General features: G+C 60.2%; 15 protein-coding genes and 1 pseudogene. 12 read left to right on the top strand and 4 right to left on the bottom strand.

Annotation, left to right across the window (positions count from 1 at the left end; translation table 11 throughout):
* Positions 1-144: 144 nt before the first annotated feature.
* Positions 145-933 (bottom strand): TetR/AcrR family transcriptional regulator, encoded by a 789-nt coding sequence (locus L6966_RS04055; RefSeq protein ID WP_237224425.1) that lies wholly within the window; start codon positions 931-933, stop codon positions 145-147.
* Positions 934-1067: 134 nt separating this feature from the next.
* Between L6966_RS04055 and L6966_RS04050 the strand changes: the two genes are divergently transcribed.
* A complete protein-coding gene (locus L6966_RS04050) occupies positions 1068-2498 on the top strand; it encodes a flavin monoamine oxidase family protein (RefSeq protein ID WP_237224426.1) in 1431 nt (476 codons plus the stop codon).
* Between the two features lie 40 nt (positions 2499-2538).
* Positions 2539-3435: a universal stress protein gene (locus L6966_RS04045; RefSeq protein ID WP_237224427.1), complete on the top strand. Its 897-nt coding sequence runs from the start codon at positions 2539-2541 to the stop codon at positions 3433-3435.
* Here L6966_RS04045 and L6966_RS04040 read toward each other — a convergent pair.
* On the bottom strand, positions 3432-4415 hold the full coding sequence (locus L6966_RS04040; RefSeq protein ID WP_237224428.1) for a helix-turn-helix transcriptional regulator: 984 nt from the start codon (positions 4413-4415) through the stop codon (positions 3432-3434). The two genes, L6966_RS04045 and L6966_RS04040, sit on opposite strands and share 4 nt — an antisense overlap.
* Before the next feature lie 89 nt (positions 4416-4504).
* On the opposite strand from L6966_RS04040, the gene L6966_RS04035 reads away from it, so the two are divergent.
* The 8 genes and pseudogenes from L6966_RS04035 (at position 4505) to L6966_RS04000 (ending at position 13553) form a co-directional block, all read left to right on the top strand.
* Entirely contained in the window at positions 4505-4870 is a 366-nt protein-coding gene (locus tag L6966_RS04035; protein WP_237224429.1) for a VOC family protein, read from the top strand.
* A gap of 69 nt (positions 4871-4939) precedes the next feature.
* Positions 4940-5329, top strand: a pseudogene (locus L6966_RS04030) (helix-turn-helix domain-containing protein); the annotation flags it as partial.
* Positions 5330-5455: 126 nt separating this feature from the next.
* On the top strand, positions 5456-7012 hold the full coding sequence (locus L6966_RS04025; RefSeq protein ID WP_237224430.1) for an APC family permease: 1557 nt from the start codon (positions 5456-5458) through the stop codon (positions 7010-7012).
* A 209-nt stretch (positions 7013-7221) separates the two neighbouring features.
* Complete coding sequence (locus L6966_RS04020) at positions 7222-8709, top strand: NAD-dependent succinate-semialdehyde dehydrogenase (RefSeq protein WP_237224510.1); 1488 nt, start codon at positions 7222-7224, stop codon at positions 8707-8709.
* Between the two features lie 105 nt (positions 8710-8814).
* Positions 8815-10158 (top strand): 4-aminobutyrate--2-oxoglutarate transaminase, encoded by a 1344-nt coding sequence (gene gabT / locus L6966_RS04015; protein ID WP_237224431.1) that lies wholly within the window; start codon positions 8815-8817, stop codon positions 10156-10158.
* 145 nt (positions 10159-10303) lie between these two features.
* Entirely contained in the window at positions 10304-11680 is a 1377-nt protein-coding gene (locus L6966_RS04010) for an NAD-dependent succinate-semialdehyde dehydrogenase (protein WP_237224432.1), read from the top strand.
* A gap of 200 nt (positions 11681-11880) precedes the next feature.
* On the top strand, positions 11881-12246 hold the full coding sequence (locus L6966_RS04005; RefSeq protein ID WP_237224433.1) for a helix-turn-helix domain-containing protein: 366 nt from the start codon (positions 11881-11883) through the stop codon (positions 12244-12246).
* Entirely contained in the window at positions 12243-13553 is a 1311-nt protein-coding gene (locus L6966_RS04000; protein WP_237224434.1) for a type II toxin-antitoxin system HipA family toxin, read from the top strand. Before L6966_RS04005 ends, L6966_RS04000 begins: the two co-directional genes overlap by 4 nt.
* A 148-nt stretch (positions 13554-13701) precedes the next feature.
* Here L6966_RS04000 and L6966_RS03995 read toward each other — a convergent pair whose 3' ends face one another.
* A complete protein-coding gene (locus L6966_RS03995) occupies positions 13702-14976 on the bottom strand; it encodes an ATP-binding protein (protein ID WP_237224435.1) in 1275 nt (424 codons plus the stop codon).
* A gap of 171 nt (positions 14977-15147) precedes the next feature.
* Here L6966_RS03995 and L6966_RS03990 point away from each other — a divergent pair, with 171 nt between their 5' ends.
* Positions 15148-15924 (top strand): sulfite exporter TauE/SafE family protein, encoded by a 777-nt coding sequence (locus L6966_RS03990; protein ID WP_237224436.1) that lies wholly within the window; start codon positions 15148-15150, stop codon positions 15922-15924.
* Positions 15925-15937: 13 nt separating this feature from the next.
* Entirely contained in the window at positions 15938-16540 is a 603-nt protein-coding gene (locus L6966_RS03985) for a rhodanese-like domain-containing protein (RefSeq protein ID WP_237224437.1), read from the top strand.
* Between the two features lie 104 nt (positions 16541-16644).
* Here L6966_RS03985 and L6966_RS03980 read toward each other — a convergent pair whose 3' ends face one another.
* The gene (locus L6966_RS03980) at positions 16645-16902 is read right to left on the bottom strand and encodes a metal-sensitive transcriptional regulator (protein ID WP_237224438.1); all 258 of its coding nucleotides are present in this window, start codon (positions 16900-16902) and stop codon (positions 16645-16647) included.
* Positions 16903-16977: the final 75 nt, after the last annotated feature.

The following is a 16977-nucleotide window of genomic DNA, read 5'->3' as shown; positions in this document are numbered from 1 at the left end:
TAAGTGATGTGGGTGGGTCACTTGGGGGAGACTATCTAAAAAATTAGCTAGCGTAAAAATTATCTATTACATTTATTTAGTCTGACAAGACTCAAGGTTGTTATAAGCACCATATCTAGGGGTGAGATTCATCTCTATAGATATTTAGTTCAGTGTGGTTGCTAGTCCAGCCAGCAGGGCCCGAAGGCCGATGGTAAAAGCTTCTTCCTGCGGGGAGTTTCCCAGGGTGCGGTAGCTTTCGTGCATGGTGGGGTGGTCGACAGCCAGGCTGCCGGGATCATATATATCGGTTGGAGCATATAGGTCAATGGCGGACCCCAGGAGGAAGGCCTCAAGCGCTTCAACGGTTAACAGGGCCTGGCGGGGGGTCATGCCAAAGGTTGTAAAAGCTCTGATGACCTGTTCGTACATTGCCAGGGTGGCCGGGGCCTGCCTGACCGGGGTCACCGCCAGTGCCATCACCACCGTTGGCGCTACAGAAAAGGCCTGCCGGTAGGAACGCGCCCACTGCTCTGTTGCCTCGATCCAAAGCGTCCGTGTCTCTGACGGGCTGAAGGTCTTGCCATCCAGTTGGGCGGCGGCGTCCTGTAACGCACCGGTGTCGATATTGCGCGCTACCCGGTCGGAAATCGCGGCGAGCACCTGGTCGCGAGAGGCCACGTGGTTGTAGAGGGAGCTGGCTGCGACCCCCAGTTTACGGGCCAGCTTGGCCATGGTGAAGTCGCCGTCCTGCACCATGAGTGCGGTGGCTGCATCTGTTATTTTGTCGGCGGTCAGCAGGGACGCCGTGGGGCGGCCTGCCTGGCGGGGTGCGGCTGGGCTCATGGGTTTAACGGTAGCATCGGCTAGCCTTTTCCCTACTCGGCTGGCAATGCTGGTAGTGATGCGCTGGAGCAGGTGCTGAAGTAGTTGCCCTCCGGGATTGTGGATCACGGTGTATTTTTGCCTGCTGCTGGTGCCTATAAAAATGCGTTAGGTACTTCACAGGTCTTAGGGTCTGGGTTACACTAAAACGAACGATATTCGTTTTATCCGGCGCTTAGCACCGGCTCAAGGGAAGGTAGACCATGGCCCCCACAGAAATCACCCGCGACGTTGCCGTCATCGGAGCAGGCCCCTCAGGCCTCACCGCCGCCTACCGCCTGCAGCAGGCCGGGCACTCCGTCGTCGTCCTCGAAGCCCGCCACCGTGTTGGCGGCCGCACCTGGAACGGCGACCTGGATGGTGCCTTCATCGAAATCGGCGGCCAGTGGGTCTCGCCTGACCAAACCGCCCTCAAAGCCCTCATTGGCGAGCTCGGCCTCACCACCTTCCCCCGCTATCGTGATGGCGAATCTATCTACAAAACCCTCAGCGGCGACATCAAACGCTACTCCGGAGATATTTTCCCCGTCGATGAAGCCACCAAGGCAGAAATGCTGCGCCTGATTGAGATGATGGACGAAATCGTGGCAGAGGTCGGTGCCGAAGCCCCCTGGGATCACCCCCGTGCCAAGGAGCTGGACTCCATCAGCTTCCGCGAATGGCTCAAGACTAAGACCGACAACCAAGAGGCCCTCAATAACATCTCACTCTTCATTGCAGGCGCCATGCTCACCAAGCCCTCTCACGCCTTCTCAACCCTACAGGCCATTCTTATGGCGGCCTCCGCAGGCTCCTTCTCTAACCTGGTTGACGAAAACTTCATCCTCGACGAGCGTGTGCTTGGCGGCATGCAGAAGGTCTCCCTCACTCTGGCCGAAAAAATCGGCCACGACAACATCATTCTGGGCCACCCCGTGCGCGTGCTGCGCTGGCAGGAAGAGGGGGACTACCCCGTCATGGTCGAGGCCGAAGACTTCACCGAGGACGGTGTCGCTAACCCTGAGGGGGCTGTGAAAATTCGCGCCAAGTACGCCATCATGGCCGTGCCGCCCAACCTCTATTCGCGCGTCTCGTACGTGCCCGCCCTGGATCGCCGCCAGCACCAGATGCACCAGCACCAGTCCCTGGGCCTGGTCATCAAGGTGCACGCCGTCTACGACCGCCCCTTCTGGCGCGAGGCGGGTCTCTCGGGCACCTGCTTTGCCTGTGACAACCTGGTGCAGGAAATCTACGACAACACCAACTATGACCCTGCCACCGGCCAGGAAGAAGAGCGCGGCACCCTGGTTGGATTCGTCTCCGACGAACAGGCAGACCGCATGTTCACCCTCTCTGCCGAGGAGCGCAAGCGCGCTATTCTCGAGTCCATGGCTGAGATGCTGGGTGAGGAGACCCTGCACCCAGTGCGCTACTACGAATCTGATTGGGGTGCAGAAGAATGGACCCGCGGTGCCTATGCCGCCAGCTTCGATCTCGGCGGTCTCTCCCGCTACGGCGCCTACCAGTCTGACCCCGTCGGCCCTATCTACTGGTCTTGCTCCGACCTAGCTGCCGAAGGCTACCAGCACGTGGACGGCGCGGTTCGCATGGGCGAAAAAACAGCAGCTATGATCAGCGAGAAACTCAAAGGCTAGCCGAACCCCGGCGTCCTGCCATATCACCGAAGGGAAAACCATGCGCTACGTTGTTGGCTACTCACCTACCCCGCGCGGGCGCGATGCGCTCAATCTGGCTGTTGCTCTTGCCCAGTCTCTGGGAGCTGAGCTTGATGTGGTCTATGTAATCAAGCACCAGAACCCGCGCCTGGCGGCCCCCCGCTCCAATTTTGGGGCCCTGCTACAGCAGCAGGCTGTGGGCTGGCTTGAGGAGGCTCAGCAGTGGGTGCCCGCTGAGTTGACTGCCCGCTTTCACTTGCGGCAGTCGGAGTCTACCGCCTCCGGTCTGATGGAGTTTGCCGAGGCAATTTCTGCCGGGGCTATTGTGGTCGGTGGTGCTAAGACCGGCGGCTGGCTCTTCCATTCCCTGGGGTCGGTGGGCAATGCCCTGTTGCATCGTTCCAGTGCTCCGGTGATTTTGGCGCCTCACAACTACTCGGCTGACACCCGCATCACTCAGATTGACTGCGCCGTATCCGCTGAGATTGACTCGATTTCCCTGGTGGAGGAGGCAGTGGCGACCGCCAACCGTACCGGGCTGCCGGTTCGCCTGGTTTCTCTGATTGAGGGCGCGGACGGGGGTGAGGCGGCTACTGATGCGCAGTCGGCGGTGCAGGAGTTGCTGGGGCAGTCTTCTGTTAAACCGGTCGAAGCGGCGCAGGTTTCTGTTGCTGTTGGCGCGGGTGCAACCGTTCCTGAGGCGGTGGAGTCTGTGGACTGGTCGGCAGCCTCTGTGCTCATGGCTGGTTCGTCTAAGCTGGCTGCCCGTGGGGAGCTCTTTTTGAGCTCTAACACCGCCAAGATTTTGACCCGCCTGCCGGTGCCGCTGGTTGTGGTTCCGCGCGACTATTCACCGGGACGCCGCGGCTCGGCCCAGGAGCCCTGGACCGGGTCGATTCCCGTGGTGGGTCGCTAGTTGTACTGATCGGGGACGTTGATTGACTTGCTCACCGGGTGGTTCTGCATGATCTCAGCAGCAATGTCGTGGAACCGTCTGACCGCGTCGGCTGGGCTCAGGATGCGAATGTGGTCACCGAACTGGAGGAGCTGCCGCACAGATTCAAGATCGGGGTACAGGACGGTGATGGGCGTCCAGGCGTCCTCGGTGTGGGCGATGCTGACCATGCGGGTTCCGAGAATTCGTTGGGCCAGGTCCAGGCGCGTTGAACGCAGTAGCGCGTGCACCTCGATGCCGGGAGTCGGCTCGAAGCTGGTCACGAGGTCTCGCCATACCGATCGCAGGTCTTGGTCTGATCGGAGAACCGCGACATCCGTGCAGCACCGGCGATCTTCGATGCGGATCGTATTGAACATGCGCGGTCGCCCATCAACATCCGCAACGAGATACCACGAGCCAGCTTTGTTCGCCAGCCCATACGGGTCGACAGTCAACCATTGACCAGTGGTTTCTCCACTCCGCCGGTAGTACAACCGGACGCGTCGTCGCTCTCGCGCTGCCGTCAACAGGTCAGTCAGATCGAGATTCCCTCCGGTCGAGAACCATCCTGACGGATCAATGAGGAGCACCTCGGACAAGGGCTGAGTACCCAGTGCCTGTCCTCGCGTGGCGACGGTCGACAGTTTCTCCTGGGCGCTGGCATGGGCTGCCTGCAGTCCGATCTGCCCAAGAATTGTGGCGCCCACCCCCGCGACCCTCAGCAGCTGCACCTCGGCCGGGTCGAGACGGGCCGGGTCGAGACGGGCCCGACGGTCCAGCACGATCGCCCCATACCGCCCCTGCTCCGTATGAACCGGAACACCAGCGGCCGACAAGGCTTCGACGTCACGCAGGATCGTGCGCGGTGACACCTCGAATCGTCGAGCCAGTTCTCGGCTGGTCATCCGCTCATGGGTCTGCAGGAGCAGCAACATCGACAACAGCCTCGAGGACTTCATGGCCCGATCCTCCCAGAAAACATGACACAAGATGTCCAGTTTAGGTGATTGACTGGCGCTACGTGACCAACCGACCCGAGGAGACATTCATGTCCACACCCAACCTGTTCCTGACCTACGTCAGCGACGCCGAGCAGTCCACCGCCTTCTACAGCGACCTGTTCGACATCGAGCCAACCTTCACTAGCCCGCGCTATGTCGCCTTCGAGGTGGCAGATGGGGTGCTGTTCGCCATCTGGACCGGCCACAACGAGAACATCACCCGCGACACGCCCCGCACGAGCGAGATCGGACTCATGGTCCCCGGCCCTTCCTCGAAAGTCGATGGCATCTACCAGGAGTGGGTCGCGAAGGGCGTACGTGTGGTCGAGGAACTGCATGACGACGTGTTCGGCCGCACTTTCGTAATCGCTGACCCCGACGGCAACCTCATCCGAGTCAGTCCCGTCGACTGACCCGACAACCAACTCTCACGTGGCGGCGAGCACCAGCTCGCCGCCACGCCTACTTCCACACGAGGCTCCATGTCCCATCCCAACGCCGCTCTCACACCCCGGCATCGCCTGATCGTCGGCCAGCTCGTTATCGATTAAGGCTGGCCAATTAGCGAGGTCGCCGCCAGGTTCCAGGTCTCCTGGCCCACCGTGAAGCGCTGGGCCGACCGCTACCAAGCCGGCCAGTCCATGCAGGACCGCAGCTCACGTCCACACCGGTCACCGAACAAGACCAGCCAGGCCACCGTCAGGCGCTGTATCCAGCTCCGCCTGCGCCTGCGTGAGGGCCCAGCCCAGCTCGCATGCCGGCTCGGTATCGCGCCGTCGACGGTCCACCGCATCCTGGTGGACGCGCACCTGAACCGCCTGTCGCATGTCGACCGCGCGTCCGGCGCACCTTGCATTCCGGGGTCCCTGCTGTGTAAAAGTTTCGTTACGCACTTCACAAGAATCACTTAAGGTTGTAATCTAACTAACTAAACGAATGATGTTCGTTTTACTGTTCTGCTTGCAACCTCTGAAGGTGATAGTGAAAAGGAGTCAGCGATGACCCAGACCCCAGCTACCTCGGGAGCCAACCCTCACGGCTCTGTCGATGTCAGTGCCGCCAACAAAAAAGGCCTCTCCTCGGGCAACGTCACTCTCTTCTCCTCCATCATCATCGGCATCTCAGTGGTGGCCCCCGCCTACTCTCTCTCAGGTGCCCTCGGCCCTGTCGCCGCCGAAGCCGGCATCTACATGCCCGCCATGTTCCTCATCGGCTTCATCCCCATGCTCCTGGTTGCTATCGGCTACCGTGAACTCAACGCCGCCATGCCCGACGCCGGAACCACCTTCACCTGGACCTCCAAGGCCTTCGGCCCCTACGTGGGCTGGATGGGTGGCTGGGCCCTGCTGGTTGCCACCATCCTGGTGCTCTCCAACCTGGCCGGCATTGCCGTGGACTTCTTCTACCTCTTCCTCTCCCAGGCCCTGAACAACCCCGGCATAGCAGACCTAGCCTCCAACAACCTGGTCAACATCGCAACCTTCATCGCCTTCATGGCTTTCGGCTGCTACATCACCTACCGCGGCCTGGACGCCACCCAGAAACTCCAGACCGTCCTCATTATCTTCCAGCTGATCGTCCTCACCCTCTTCTCAGCCGTGGCCCTCTACAAGGCCGCCACCGGCACCGGTTTTGCCAACCTGAGCTTCAGCCTGGAATGGTTCAACCCTTTCGGTATCGACTCCTTCTCTACCCTGGCGGCCTCAATGTCTCTGGTCTTCTTCCTCTACTGGGGCTGGGATGCGGTGCTGACCATGAACGAAGAAACCGCAGGTAAGCACACCACCAGCGGCACCGCCGCCGTCGGCACCATTTTGACCATCGTCATCCTCTACCTCTTCCTCTCCGTCGGCACTCTCTCCTTTGCCGGTACCAGCGAGGACGGCCTGGGCTTGGGTAACCCCGATAATCAGGAAAATATCTTCGCGGCCCTCTCCGGCCCCGTCCTCGGTTCCCTGGGTATTCTCATGTCCATCGCCGTCATGGTGGCGGCCCTGGCCTCGCTCCAGTCCACCGCAGTCTCCCCGGCTCGCACCCTGCTAGCCATGGGCTACTACAAGGCCCTAGGCCCCAAGTTTGCCAGCCTCTCACCCAAGTACCAGGCACCCTCCTACGCCACTATCGCCTCCTGCCTAATCGCCACTGTCTTCTACGTGGCTATGCGTTTTATCTCCACCTCGGTCCTGTGGGACACCATCGCGGCCCTCAGCCTCATGGTCTGCCTCTACTACGGTGTGACGGCCTTCGCCTGCGTCTGGTACTTCCGCAAGACCTCCCTGACCAGTGGGGCCCGCAACCTCATCAACCAGTTCCTCCTGCCCCTCATCGGCGGGCTGATTCTGGTGGTCTTCTTCTTCCAAACCTTCTTTGACTCCATGGACCCGGCCTACGGTTCCGGCTCAGAGATCGGGGGAATCGGCCTGGTCTTCATCCTCTCCCTGGTGCTTCTGCTCCTGGGCCTGGCGGTCATGGTCTACCAGCGATTCAAACGCCCCGACTTTTTCGCCGGGCGGGTGCCTATGGACGTTGAGCATATGCTCGACCTGCCTGAGTAACCCTGACTCAGGGGGCTCCCAGCCCGGTGCTCCCGACCCTCGAGATAAGCCTCGATCACTAGATAAACTGCACACCCCGTGAGCTTAAGCGTGTGAGATGGCCTACCGGCCTTCCTACCAGCGGGCGTAGGATAGCAAGCAAGAGCAAAGGCGCCCAAAGCCAGCTCACTGTGCAAGAGACCTCGTCAATGAAAGGTACACTCCCTACCATGACTGTAGATGTCAAAGAACTTTTGGCAAAGGTGCCCACCGGCCTGCTGATTGAGGGCCAGTGGCGCGACTCCTCAAACGGCGAAACTTTCGATGTTGAAAACCCCGCCACCGGTGACGTCATCGCAACCCTGGCTTCCGCCACTGAAGAGGACGCCCTAGCTGCCCTTGATGCCGCCTGCCGCGCCGAAAAGGAGGCCGGTGAGCACGGCTGGGCCGCCACACCCCCGCGCGAACGCGCCGAAATTCTGCGCCGCGCCTTCGAACTGGTCACCGAGCGGGCCGATGAGTTCGCCACCCTCATGACCCTAGAGATGGGTAAGCCCTACGCAGAAGCCTTGGGTGAGGTCAAGTATGGTGCCGAATTCTTGCGCTGGTTCGCCGAAGAAACCCCTCGCCACTATGGGCGCACCCTTAACATGCCCGAGGGTTCTCTGCGCATGATCACCCGCCACAAGCCCGTGGGCCCCTGCCTGCTCATTACCCCCTGGAACTTCCCGCTGGCCATGGGCACCCGCAAGGTTGCCCCCGCCATTGCCGCGGGGTGCACCATGGTGCTTAAGCCTGCCCGCCTCACCCCGCTGACCAGCCAATACTTCGCTCAGACCCTGATGGACGCTGGCCTGCCTGCGGGTGTGCTCAACGTGGTTTCGTCCAAGTCAGCATCAGCTATCTCTGAGCCCATCATGAGCGACACCCGCCTACGTAAGGTCTCCTTCACCGGCTCCACCCCCGTCGGTAAAGAGCTCCTCAAAAAAGCTTCCGAGAACGTGCTACGCACCTCCATGGAACTGGGCGGCAACGCCCCCTTCCTGGTCTTTGAGGACGCCGATCTTGACCAGGCCGTCGCCGGTGCCATGGCCGCTAAAATGCGCAACATCGGTGAGGCCTGCACCGCCGCCAACCGCTTCATCGTGCACGAATCCCTGGCCGAAGAGTTCTCCCAGAAGTTCGCCGAGGCCATGGGTGCCCTCAAACTGGGCAACGGTCTTGATGAGGGCGTCACCTGCGGCCCCCTGATTGAACAGAAGGCCCAGGACTCCATGGCGGCCCTGGTTGAGGACGCCACCGCCAAGGGCGCCCGCGTACTTACCGGAGGCAAGAAGGGGGAGGGCGCAGGCTACTTCTTCGAGCCCACCGTACTCGTCGACGTGCCCCGCGATGCCCGCGTAGCCCGCGAAGAAATTTTCGGGCCCATCGCCCCCGTCCTCACCTTCACTGATGAATACGAGGCCTACGAGCTAGCCAACGATACCGAATACGGCCTAGCCTCCTACGTCTTCACCGAGTCCATCGACCGCCTCTACCGCGCCAGCGACCACCTGGAGTTCGGCATCATGGGCTTCAACGCCGGTGTGGTCTCCAACGCGGCAGCCCCCTTTGGTGGCGTCAAGCAGTCCGGTATGGGCCGCGAGGGCGCTGCAGAGGGTATTGCCGAATACTCCTCCATCCAGTACATCGGCCTGCGCGACCCCTACGCCAACTAAGGCCCCAACCCCGGCGGGTGCCCGCCCCGGCACCCGGTTCGGGCGGGCGCCCACACCCCAACTTTGTGTAGTTACAAAAACCCACCACTCAAGGAACTTGAACTTATGGCCGATATCACCTACCGCCTACCCCAAGAAATTAAGCTGACCGGTGCCGCTCCCGGCCCCAAATCCGCCGAACTGGCCGCCCGCCGCGCCAGCAATATCCCCGGCTCTGTTGCCTCCACCCTGCCCCTCTACGCAGCGGACGCCGACGGCGGCGTCATCGTCGACGTTGACGGCAACTCCTTCGCCGACCTGGGCTCCGGTATCGCCGTGACCTCCGTAGGTGCCTCCGCTCCCAAGGTCGTAGAAGCCGTGCGTGAAGCAGCCACCCACTTCACCCACACCTGCTTCATGGTCACCCCCTACGAGGGCTACGTAGCCGTTGCCGAGAAGCTCAACCAGCTCACCCCCGGCGACTTCGACAAGCGCACCGTGCTCTTCAACTCCGGTGCCGAAGCCGTAGAAAACGCCGTCAAAATCGCCCGCGCAGCTACGGGGCGCAACGCCGTCGTCGTCTTCGACCACGCCTACCACGGCCGCACCAACCTCACCATGGCCCTGACCGCCAAGGCAGCCCCCTACAAGAAGGGCTTCGGCCCCTTCGCCCCCGAGGTCTACCGCGCCCCCATGAGCTACCCCTACCGTGACGGCAACACCGGCGGTAAAGAAGCAGCCGCCCGCGTCATCGACATGATCGAAAAGCAGATTGGCTCGGAATACGTCGCCGCAATCCTCATCGAACCCATCCAGGGTGAAGGCGGCTTCATCGTCCCCGCCGAAGGCTTCCTGCCCGAACTGGTCACCTGGGCCCGCGAAAAGGGCATCGTCTTCATCGCGGACGAGGTTCAGGCAGGCTTCTGCCGCACCGGCACCTGGTTCGCCTCCGACCACGAAGGCATCGAACCCGACCTCATCACCACCGCCAAGGGCATCGCCGGCGGCATGCCCCTCTCCGCCGTCACCGGCCGCGCCGAACTCTTCGACAAGGTCCAGCCCGGCGGCCTCGGCGGCACCTACGGCGGCAACCCCGTCGCCTGCGCCGCAGCCCTCGCCACCATCGAAACCATGGAAGAGTGGGACCTCAACGCCCGAGCCGCCCGCATTGAAGAACTGGCCCGTGAAAAGCTGGCCCCCCTGGTTGATGAGCTGGATATTGTGGGTGAAATTCGCGGACGCGGCGCCATGTTCGCCGTCGAATTTGTGGCAGACTCCGACTCCAAGGAACCCCACGCCACCGCCGCCAAAGATATCGCAGCGGCCTGCGCCGAACGCGGCGTCCTAATCCTCACCTGCGGCACCTACGGCAACGTCGTGCGCCTGCTGCCCCCGCTGACCATGCCCGAAGAACTCCTCGGCCAGGCCCTGGATGTTTTCGTGGAAGAGATCCGCAAGGTCGCAGCCTAAACCCCTGGGGCGGGATGAGCGCCCCTCTGTCGGCTAACCTTCTCGAGCTCGCGCAGAGCGCTCGCTCGATTCATGCCAGACCCAGCCAGCCGACTGCCGGGGCGCTCATCCCGCCCGGCTAGTTAGACGCAAAGGAACGTAACTCATGAGCTACCGACTTGAAGACCCCACCACCGGCGAGGTGCTCGAAACCTTCGACACCCTCACCGACGAGCAGGCTACCGCCGCCGTAGACCGCGCCCACACCGCCTACCTGACCTGGCGCACCACCAGCGTCGAAGAACGCGCCACCATCGTGAACCGCATCGCTGAACTCTTCGAAGAACGCAAGCAGGAGCTAGCCGAAATCATCTCCCAGGAAATGGGTAAGCCCATCTCGGAGGGCATTGAAGAAGCCGAGTTCTCCTCCGCAATCTTCGCCTACTACGCCGGGATCGCCGCCGACCACCTTGCGGACGAGCGGATCCCCTCAGAAGCGGAGAACTCCGAGGCCTACATCCAGCGCAAGCCCCTGGGCGCCCTGCTGGGCATCATGCCCTGGAACTTCCCCTACTACCAGGTAGCCCGCTTCGCCGCCCCCAACCTCATGCTGGGCAACACTATTGTGCTCAAGCACGCCGAAATCTGCCCCAAGTCCGCGCTCGCCATCGCTGAGATTATGAAGGACGCCGGGCTACCGGAGGGTGCCTATGAGGCAGTTTTTGCTAGCCACGACCAGATTGAGACCATGATCGGCCACCGCCACATTCAGGGTGTCTCCCTGACCGGCTCCGAACGCGCCGGTGCCATTGTGGCCGGTATTGCCGGGCGCAACCTCAAGAAGGCCGTGCTGGAACTGGGTGGCTCCGACCCCTACATCGTGCTCGACACCGACAACGTCGCTGAAGCTGCGGCCACCGCCTGGGGCTTCCGTATGTACAACACCGGCCAGGCCTGTAACTCCAACAAGCGCATGATCGTCATGGCTGATATCTACGACGAGTTCGTGGCTGAGCTGGTCAAACTGGCCGAAGCCATGAAGCCGGGCAAACCTGCCGAGGCGGACGAAACCACCTACATGGCCCTTTCCTCGCGCTCAGCGGCCGAAGGCCTCAAGAAGCAGCTCGACGATGCCGTAGCTGCCGGTGCTACTCTGCGAGCCGGTGGCCAGTTGCTGGATGAGAAGAGCGCCTACCTCTCCCCGGCCGTCCTCACTGATGTGCCTGTTGGCTCTGAGGTTTACTATCAGGAGCTCTTCGGCCCCGTGGCCACCGTCTATCGGGTAGAGAGTGAGGAGGAGGCTATTGACCTGGCCAACAATACCCAGTACGGCCTGGGTGGGGCTGTCTTCTCGCAGGACGAGGCCCGCGCCCGCCGCCTGGCCCAGCAGATTGACGCCGGTATGGTCAACGTCAACACCCCTGCCGGTGAAGGCGCTGAAATCCCCTTCGGCGGTGTCAAGAACTCCGGCTACGGTAGGGAGCTCGGCCCCTACGGCATGGACGAATTCGTCAACAAACGCCTCTACTATGTAGCTGGCTAAACTAGGTTCCCTGGCTGGCAGGGGCTCACACCCTGCGGGGTGTGAGCCCCGTCTTTATGTCATGGAGGTCTAGAAGGGCAGGGAGGGCCTGTTCCTTTCAGTCATGTGAAGGCATGTTCACATCTGGTATTGTGATGGTACGTTCACATTCAGTGGTGTGAACGTATTGACACATAACTCTTGGGGTGCGGGAGGTAAAGATGAAGCGGAAAATCACTCATCAGAAAAATCTGGGAGCTTTTATTCATGATGCCCGCACAAAATCTGGTCTAACTCAGCAAGAGCTTGCCTTAAGGGCTAGGGTCTCACGCGAATGGATAAGTGGTATCGAGCAGGGCAAACGCCCTAGGGCAGAGTTGGGTAAAGTCCTGGATCTGTTGAAAGTTCTGGGAGTTGATATTACCCTGTCCTGGTCTGCGGCAGAGGGGGCACCCCGCCCTCAAAAAACGACAGACGATATACCCGATGTTATGTTTCCTGCGGACGATCAACTGAGTTACCTCTTCGGCGAGACTAAGCTGCAACAAGAGGTGCGTGCCACTCTCGAAGGCGGTAGAAAGTCATGAAACAACTCGTGGCCTACTCCTATGGTCAGAAAATCGGCACTCTGAGCCAGTCAGACGCAGGTAGTCTTTCTTTCCAATACTTGTCTGGCGTGAGTGATACGTTGCAGCTCTCAGTTGCTATGCCAGTGCGTGAAGCTCCTTACTCAGCAAAGGTGACTAGAGCTTTTATCGAGGGCCTTGTGCCAGAAGGCTACGGGGCACGTGAGGCCTTGGGGCGGGAGTTTGGGGTTTCTCCCCGGAATCCTTTTGCCTTGCTTGAACACATTGGTGCTGATTGCGCCGGAGCGGTTCAGTTTTTCGACCCCGAAAGTGAAGACCCTTCTCTGAACCTTACTGGTGACTTGATTTCCTGCGATGAAGAAACAATAGCTAACCGTTTGAGGGGTCTGGCAAATCCTGGGCAGGCATGGATTCTTTCTCGGGAGCGGTGGTCCTTGGCAGGTGCACAGAGTAAATTTGCGCTGCGACAGGAGAAAGGTGGCTGGTTTGAAGCTAGAGGTGCAGAACCAACAACCCATATCTTTAAGCCGGGTATTTATACCTTAAAAGACCAGGCTCTTAATGAGCACCTCTGCCTTAAGGCCTTGGGTGAAGTGGGGCTAGCGGTTGCCTCTACGGAGTACCGTACTTTCGATGGAGTGCCGGCGATTATTGTTGGGCGTTACGATCGCTTACGTCTAGGTGATGGGCAGGTTATGCGTCTGCACCAGGAGGATTTCTGTCAGGCAACCTCAACTCTCCCGCAGAATAAATACGAATCCAATAAAGGGCCCAGTGCCCTAAAAATAATTGAAGTTTTAAGGCTGAACGGGGCGGCTGATTCAGAAATTGAAAAATTCGTTCAAGGACTTATCGGCAACTATCTGTTGGGTGCTCCTGACGCCCACGCGAAGAATTATTCGCTGATGCACCTTCCTGGGGGTCGCTTGGTTTTGGCTCCTTTTTATGATGTTGCCTCAGCCTTACCCTACGAGCCGGGAGGCTCGGAGTTTGGTTATAGCGAAAACGATGGGCTTCCTGGGGTTTCTGATGAGCTGAGAAAGGCTGCTATGGCTATTGGGGGTGAACGACGCTTTGGCAAAATCTCCCGTAGGCATTGGGAGAGGTTTGCGGCAGCGGCGCGCATAGAGGCAGACTGGGTGGTAGCCACGGTGAGGGAGATTGCAGAGAGATTGCCGGTTGCATTAGAGGCTGTATTCACTGCAGAGTCTAAGGCCATAGGAAACAGTGCTTTGCCTGAGCGTCTGTACCCGGAGGTCAAACACCTATCTGATGTGACGCTGACTCTTCTGGATCGGGGGGACTAGGTCATAGGGGCTAGTAGGGGAGCTGGCTTGCTGGTTTTGGGCGCAGCCCTTGGCAGCCCTGCTCGCCCGGTACCTGGCAAGATTCAGCAGGGTGGACGCCCTCCGCTCCTCGTGACAAAGCGTGGGGTTTAGTTTTTTTGGGGTGTTGCTACTCAGCTAAAAGAGCCAGCGGGACTACCGCTACGCCGTCCTGACGGTGGTAGGCCTGAGAGCCAGTTGTGATCTCCACCAGATTTGTTACTGAGCTTCCTGCCTTCTCCCGCAACCACAGGAGGTGGCGGACGTCCGCGTCCGTAACGCTCGCGGTCAATTTCACTTCAATGCCTAGGACCTGCCCTTCGGGCCCCTGAACGATCAAGTCAACCTCTCTATCCCCCTTGGGGGTGCGCAGGTGGCTGACCGTAGCCTCAGCAGCCTGGGCGGCTGTACGCACACTCAGAGTTACCAGCGATTCGAAGAGAGGCCCTGCCATGTGGGCTCCCTGGCTTGTGGCTAAACCCCGCGCCCCTAAGCCCAGAAGTCGCGCTGCCAGGGCAGGGTCTGCCAGCTGGTGCTTAGGAGAAACCGCGAGTTTCGTGAACTCATTATTGACCGGCACCCACCCCGGAACCGGGTCAAGGAGCCACAGCTTCGTCAAAAAATCCCGGTACATTGCGGTGGTCGTTTTGGCGGGCTGGCTGCCATCGCCGGCAGTTGTCGCATCGAGGATTCGAGAGTAACTTGTGCTGGTAGAACTTGCCGCCGCGTAGGCGGTTAGCCAGCGGCGGAAGGTTTCGGGGCGTCTTACTGCATACCCTGAGTCGGGTAAATCTTTATCGATCACGCGCTGGAGATAAGCATTGAGTAGGCGCCTGCGAATCTGCTCCGGGGCCTGGAAAATGCCGGGGAAACCACTGCTGACGATTGCGGTGAAGTAGTCTGCAAGTGTCGCTTGGGTCGTCTGCCCCGCGATGGGGTTGCCCTCTCCAAGAAGGAGCTCTGAGAGACTCACAGGTGCGTGTGGACGGTAGCGTTCATAGTAAGTCAGAGGACGCATGCGCAGGCTCAGAATGCGCCCCGCCCCGCTGTGGGTATCAACACCCTCACGAGGGGAGGCGCTGCCCGTGAGCAAGAAACGCCCCGGTGAAGCACCCTGATCAACCTGGCGACGCACCGAGTTCCATACTTCTGGAACATAATGCCATTCATCGAAGAGTAGGGTGCCGTCGGGAACCATCGTAAATGTAGGGTCGGCTCGTGCGATGTTCTGCTGTTCTACCTGGTCAAGGTAAAAAATGGTATCGGCATGGCGACTGGCTGTACCTGTCTTGCCAACACCCTTGGGGCCGTCAATCGCAATAGCTGGGGCGTAGGGCATCAGGAGGGAAAGTTCCCGGTCGAGTGTGCGCTGGAGGTAGGGTGATTTTTCTTTTGACAAGGGCATAGTTCCAGTATTTTACTCTCTACACTGCTGAAATTCTTCCTTTTACACTACCAAAATTACCTAATCTAGACTACTAAAATTCCAACTCATAAGACCATCCATCCCTACATCTTGTCTTCCATATACCCCTAGGGGTATTATCTCTAGGGTAAAGAAGGAGAAAGGGTAAAGGTGCTGTTAGCTCTTGCAGGCGGTCTAGCCGTCGGGTTACTCATGGGTGCCCTGGGTGGGGGTGGAGCTATTTTGGCCATCCCCCTGCTGGTCTACGGCTTTGGCTTTACGCCCGCCCAGGCAACCCTGGCCTCCCTGGTTGTGGTGGGTATCGGTGCTGTCACCGGCGTCCTCACCCAGGCCCGCTCCCTCGACTGGCGGCGCGGCACCCTCTTTGGTGCCCTCGGTTTAGCCGGTGCCTACGGTGGCCGGGTGTTGGCTCAGGGTCTCGATGGGCACCTGCTCCTGCTGGCCTTTTCTGCCCTGCTTCTGGTGGTGGCCAGTCTGATGGTGCGCACGGCACGCAGGGGCTCCGTGCGGGTGAGCCGGGCGGACGCCACCTCCCGCCCCGCTGCCTTCCGTCAAGGGGTAGCGCTGGTGGGGGCAGCTACAGGTGTTGGCTTTTTGACCGGCTTCTTCGGGGTAGGTGGCGGCTTCGCTATCGTCCCCGCCCTGACCCTGATTCTGGGGCTCAGTATGGCAACCGCCGTGGGAACCTCTCTACTGGTTATCCTCATCAATAGCCTTGTTGCCCTGGCCCTGGGAGCTGGGGCCCTGCCGTCCTTAGACTGGGCGGCGCTAGCCCCCCTGCTAGCCACTACTATAGCCGGCACCCTGGTGGGAACCTGGGGTGGGAAGCGGCTACCCCAGCCTGCCCTACAGATAGCTTTCGCCCTCTTTCTCTATCTCGTTGCGGCCTATATGGCAACTACTACTCTTGTTGAACTCATGGCATAAAGAAAGGAAAAACATGTCAGATACTACAAGCGCCCTCCCCTCAACCCTTGAGGTGCAGCAGCTAGCGCAGAATATTCAAAACTCTCATACGGCCCTACTGCTCGATGTGCGCACCGCAGCTGAATACGAGGGTGCCCATATTCCCGGCAGTGTGAATGTGCCTCTGGCTCTGATTGAAAAGCACCCCGAAGAACTGAGTGCCTTCATTGACGATGAAGCTGTTATTATCTGCCGCTCCGGTGCTCGCGCCACCCGTGCCCAGAAGCTTCTGGCCGGGGCTGGTGTCACCCGCACCAGTGTGCTCACCGGCGGCATGGAGGCCTGGAAGAAGGCTGACCGGTCCGTGAATGTGGGCCCGGCCCGCTGGGATCTTGAGCGCCAGGTGCGCCTGGTTGCAGGCTCCCTGGTGCTGGGTGGGGTAGTGGCTAGCACTATCTTCCCCAAGGCCAAGTACCTGGCAGGCGCTATTGGGGGTGGCCTAACCTTTTCAGCGGTCAGTAACACCTGCGCCATGGGTACAGCGCTCTCCAAACTGCCCTACAACAGGGGTGGTGACGTGACCCTGCGCGAAGCCAAGCGCCGCCTGGCTACTGCTGGCACCTCCCAGGCCAGCTAGGCCCCGGCTTTAAAATAAGGACGCCGCACCCCGGCTTTTACCTCAGCACCAGTAGAGTGCAAGGTAAGAGCCGGGGTGCGGCCTTGAGGTGTGCTGGGTGGGGTCTAGGCCAGGGAGAGGAACATTTTCTCTAGCTGGTCGGGGGTCATTTCGGGCTTATCTGCGGTGAGGCACTGCTGGAGGCCACTGGCGACCACGGCAAAGCTGGCGCGGTCGACCGCCTTGGAGGCGGCGGCCAGCTGGGTGACGATTTTTTGGCAGTCATCGCCTTCTTCGAGCATGCGGATAATGCCGTTGAGCTGCCCCTGGGCGCGCTTGAGGCGGTTGATCACGGGCTTCATCTCGTCGGGGTTCAGTTGCATGGCTCCTGCTTTCTGGTAAAAACTTTTCTCTAGTATACCCCTGGGGGTTTGTTTTTGGGTGGGGCTCTGTTACCT

Origin of the sequence: Rothia nasisuis, assembly GCF_928381405.1 — a bacterium.
Taxonomy (GTDB): Bacteria; Actinomycetota; Actinomycetes; order Actinomycetales; family Micrococcaceae; genus Rothia; species Rothia nasisuis.
This window is presented reverse-complemented; position numbering and strand designations above follow the sequence as displayed.

Coding starts and splice junctions, on each gene's coding strand:
- L6966_RS03985 (WP_237224437.1), top strand. CDS start 15,938: ATGTCAGATACTACAAGCGCCCTCCCCTCAACCCTTGAGGTGCAGCAG.
- L6966_RS04045 (WP_237224427.1), top strand. CDS start 2,539: ATGCGCTACGTTGTTGGCTACTCACCTACCCCGCGCGGGCGCGATGCG.
- L6966_RS04035 (WP_237224429.1), top strand. CDS start 4,505: ATGTCCACACCCAACCTGTTCCTGACCTACGTCAGCGACGCCGAGCAG.
- L6966_RS03995 (WP_237224435.1), bottom strand. CDS start 14,976: ATGCCCTTGTCAAAAGAAAAATCACCCTACCTCCAGCGCACACTCGAC.
- L6966_RS04020 (WP_237224510.1), top strand. CDS start 7,222: ATGACTGTAGATGTCAAAGAACTTTTGGCAAAGGTGCCCACCGGCCTG.
- L6966_RS03980 (WP_237224438.1), bottom strand. CDS start 16,902: ATGCAACTGAACCCCGACGAGATGAAGCCCGTGATCAACCGCCTCAAG.
- L6966_RS04000 (WP_237224434.1), top strand. CDS start 12,243: ATGAAACAACTCGTGGCCTACTCCTATGGTCAGAAAATCGGCACTCTG.
- L6966_RS04025 (WP_237224430.1), top strand. CDS start 5,456: ATGACCCAGACCCCAGCTACCTCGGGAGCCAACCCTCACGGCTCTGTC.
- gabT (WP_237224431.1), top strand. CDS start 8,815: ATGGCCGATATCACCTACCGCCTACCCCAAGAAATTAAGCTGACCGGT.
- L6966_RS04040 (WP_237224428.1), bottom strand. CDS start 4,415: ATGAAGTCCTCGAGGCTGTTGTCGATGTTGCTGCTCCTGCAGACCCAT.
- L6966_RS04005 (WP_237224433.1), top strand. CDS start 11,881: ATGAAGCGGAAAATCACTCATCAGAAAAATCTGGGAGCTTTTATTCAT.
- L6966_RS04010 (WP_237224432.1), top strand. CDS start 10,304: ATGAGCTACCGACTTGAAGACCCCACCACCGGCGAGGTGCTCGAAACC.
- L6966_RS04050 (WP_237224426.1), top strand. CDS start 1,068: ATGGCCCCCACAGAAATCACCCGCGACGTTGCCGTCATCGGAGCAGGC.